We start from the raw sequence: 3,437 nt of genomic DNA on the forward strand, positions 1-3,437 counted from the left end.
GCGTGCTCTCCAACGCGCCGTGCAACGCCGCATTCAGGTTCTCCGCCACCCTCATGACAGCCCCCTGGCGGTCACGTCCGCGGCCACCGCGTCCACCCGGGCCCGCGCCTGCTCCTCCAGCCGCCGCAACCGCTCGGGGAACCGCGCCGCACAGCGCGCATACCAGCCGGCCTCCCGCAGTCCTGCCACCTCTTCGGCGGGGCGGGTGTCATCACCCTTGCTGTGCGGACCCAGGCGCTGCGTGGCGAACTCCGCCACCAGCGGAGCCCCCTCGCGCACCGCCTCCACCGCGGGCGCGAGCAGCGTACGGATCTCGTCGACGTCCACCGAGTCGGTGTGCCGGTAGGGCACGTCGAAGGCCGCCGCCCGCCCGGCGATGCTGCCCGCCAGATGCGCGCTGGTGGGAGTGGACTGCGCGATGCCGTTGTTCTCCACCACCACCAGCAGCGGCAGCCCCCACAGCGACGCGAGGTTGAGCGCCTCGTAGACCGCGCCCTCGCCGAAGGTGCCGTCGCCGATGTAGACGCAGGCCAGGGCGCCCGGCTCGGCCCGCTTCAGATGCAGCGCCACTCCGCAGGCCACCGGCAGGCTCTCCCCCTGCACGCCGGTGGACAGATAGCGTTCCCGGCGGATGTGCTGGCTGCCGCCGACCCCGCCGCACACCGCGCCCGCCCGGCCCATGATCTCCGCGAGCAGGCCCTCCGGGTCCCGGTGCCGGGCCAGGTAGTGACCGTGCCCCCGATGGTTGCTGAAGACATGGTCCCCCGGCCGCAGCAACCCCTCCATCGCCACCGGGATGTACTCCTGCCCCAGGCAGGTGTGCGTGGTCCCGTTGAGCATCCCCCTGCCGAACAGCTCCAGCAGCTTCAGCTCGAACGCCCTGATGGTGAGCATCAGCGACAGGTCCTCGTCGGCCGGCTCCGTGAGCGGGAGGTGGTCCTCCGGCGCCGCGGTGGTGCTCATCGTCTGACCACGGCGACGACGCCGGCAATGGTGGGGTTGTCGAAGAAGTCGTCCAGTCCGATCTCCAGCCCCAGCTGCTGCTGCATCCGCGCGATGATCTGAGTGATCGTCAGCGAGTGGCCGCCAAGGTCGAAGATGTCGTCGTGGGGCTCGATGGGCGCCAGGTCCAGCACCTGCTCCCAGATCGTACGGATCTGTGCGACCAGGGCTTCGTCCGCGGCCGGGACATCGGCGGCAGATGCCGCGGTCAGCGGTGCGGGGTCGGGGGGACCGTCCGGTGCGACCGGGGCGGGCGCGAACCGTACCAGCCCACCCAGCGGCCGGCCGGGTTCCTTGCCCACCGCGGCCAGCAGCCCGACCAGGTCGTCGGCGAAGTGCGCCGGGTCGGGGAGCTCGCGCGGGTCGTGGCGGAGGCTGGCGAGGGCGCCGTGCGGCCCGTGGGCGATCTGCAGCTGCAGGGCACCCCGGACGCTGTGGTTGAAGGCGAGCCACTGCACATCGCCCAGCGGGCTCGCCACGTCCGGCAGGCGCCGATAGCTGATCGACACCGGGGCGAGCGCGGCATGCGGCCGGATCCCGCGGACCGCCCGGGCGAGCGGCACCTCACGGTGGCGGTAGAGCTCGCGCAGTTCGGTGCGCAGCCGGGCGGCGAATCCGCTGAACGGCTCGTCGGGTGACGGCCGGGAGAAGAGCGGCAGCTCATTGACGTGGCAGCCGATCAGTCCGGCTTCGGCCGCCGTGCGGGTGGAGAGGTCCAGGGCGGTGACCACCTCGGCGTTGCCGTAGGAGGCGAGCACGGTGTGCAGCGCCGCCACCAGCACCTCGAACCGGGTCACCCCGTCGAGGCCGGGTATCTCCAGCGGGAACTCCAGCGCCGCGCCGGGGGCCGCGGCGCGGGAGCGCAGCTCGCCGCCGGGTACCCGGGTCGCCGGCGGCTCGTGCCAGCGTGGTGCCCAGAACCGGGCGGCCTCCTCGGTGGCGGAGTCGATGTTGCGCTGCCGGGCGGTCTCGGAGTCTGCGGGCGCGTCCCGCCCGGGTCTGTCGCCGCCGTCCGCCAGGGACGCGGCGGCCACCGGGGACGCGGCGGTCACCGGAGGCGCGTCCGCCGTCGCCGTGGTCGCCGCCATCGCCGCGGAGAGCTCGGCGACCAGCAGGTCCTTGGAGTGCCCGTCGAAGACCAGGTGGTGGGCGACGACGACCAGGGTCCGCCCGCCCACCAGCGCGAAGCGCACCAGGGGGCCTGCGCCGAGGTCGAAGGGACGGGTGACGACCTCTTCGATCGAGTCCGCCGACTCCAGCACGGGCGGCTCCGCCGCGGGCTCCAGCACGGGTACGCCGTCGCGCTCCCGTACGGCGGCGGCGAGCTGCGGATGCCGGGTGACGACGGCACGGCAGGCGGCGGCGAGTGCGTCGCGGTCGGGTGGCGCGCCCAGGGTTATCACCACCGGCATGTGGTACGCGGTTGCGGCGCCCGTCCGTGCGGCTGTCCACATTCCGTGCTGGGCGTTGGAGAGTCGGTTCAAAGGACGACCTCTCTGAGTGCGCGTTTGTCGACCTTGCCACCGTGGTTGCGGGGCAGTGCGTCGAGCGTGAGGAGGTGGTGCGGCATTTCATGGGGTGCCAGGCGGTCCCGGAGAAAGGTCCGCAGGGCGGCGTGGTCGACCGGACCCACCACGGCGACGGCGACCGCCTTGCCCAGCGCGGCATGCGGCACCCCGAACGCCGCCGCCTCCACCACCCCCGGACACCCGTAGACCGCCTCCTCCACATGCAGCGTGGAGACCTTGTGCGCACCGGACTTGATGACGTCGCTCTCCCGGTCGACCAGATGCAGATAACCCTCGTCGTCCAGATAACCCAGGTCACCCATCCGCACCCAGCCGTCCCGGAAGACCGTGTCCGTCCCGGCGCTGTCGCCGTAGTAGCTGCGGCTCGCCGTCGGGGACCGCATCCACACCTCACCGGTGGTGTGCGCGGGCAGCGGCTCACCCTCCGCGGTGGCGACCCGCACGGCCCCACCCGACGCCGGCCTGCCGACACTGGACGGGCGCGCCGGGTCGTACAGCATCACCGTCTGCGCCGGAGCGGCCTCGGTGGAGGTGTAGTAGTTGGCGATCGTCGCCCGGGGAAAGGCCGCGGTCAGCTGCGCGGCGACCGTGCCCGGCAGCGGCGCCGCCGCCGAACCCAGCAGCAGCACACTCGACAGGTCCGCCCTGGTGTGCGCACCCGCCGCCAGCAACTCGATCGCCATCGTGGGCACCAGGAACACCGTCCCGGCCCGGTACTGCTCGATCATCCTGGCGAAACGGCCCGGGGTGAACCGCCCCAGCGTCACCACCGCCGGGTGCGCCCCCACGGCGTTGGCCAGCATCCACTGCCCCGCGTTGGTCCCGATCGGGAACGCGTGCGCCAGATACCGCGAGTGCGCGAACGGCCGGCGCCGCCCACCCCAGCCGTACGCCAGATTGCCATGG

At 73.0% G+C, this 3,437-nt stretch carries 3 protein-coding genes; all 3 read right to left on the reverse strand.

Translation table 11 applies throughout. From position 1 onward, the window contains the following. Window positions 1–51 precede the first annotated feature (51 nt). Window positions 52–963 carry a thiamine pyrophosphate-dependent dehydrogenase E1 component subunit alpha gene (locus AOK09_RS34365; RefSeq protein ID WP_055591131.1) on the reverse strand — a complete coding sequence of 304 codons (912 nt, stop codon included), beginning with the start codon at window positions 961–963 and terminating at the stop codon, window positions 52–54. Then, entirely contained in the window at window positions 960–2,486 is a 1,527-nt protein-coding gene (locus tag AOK09_RS34370; protein ID WP_157876153.1) for a condensation domain-containing protein, read from the reverse strand. Before AOK09_RS34370 ends, AOK09_RS34365 begins: the two co-directional genes overlap by 4 nt. Then, a partial coding sequence (locus AOK09_RS34375) for a class I adenylate-forming enzyme family protein (RefSeq protein WP_157876154.1) occupies window positions 2,483–3,437 on the reverse strand: 955 nt, incomplete at its 5' end. The genes AOK09_RS34375 and AOK09_RS34370, both read right to left, overlap by 4 nt.

This window comes from Peterkaempfera griseoplana (assembly GCF_001418575.1).
GTDB lineage: Bacteria > Actinomycetota > Actinomycetes > Streptomycetales > Streptomycetaceae > Peterkaempfera > Peterkaempfera griseoplana.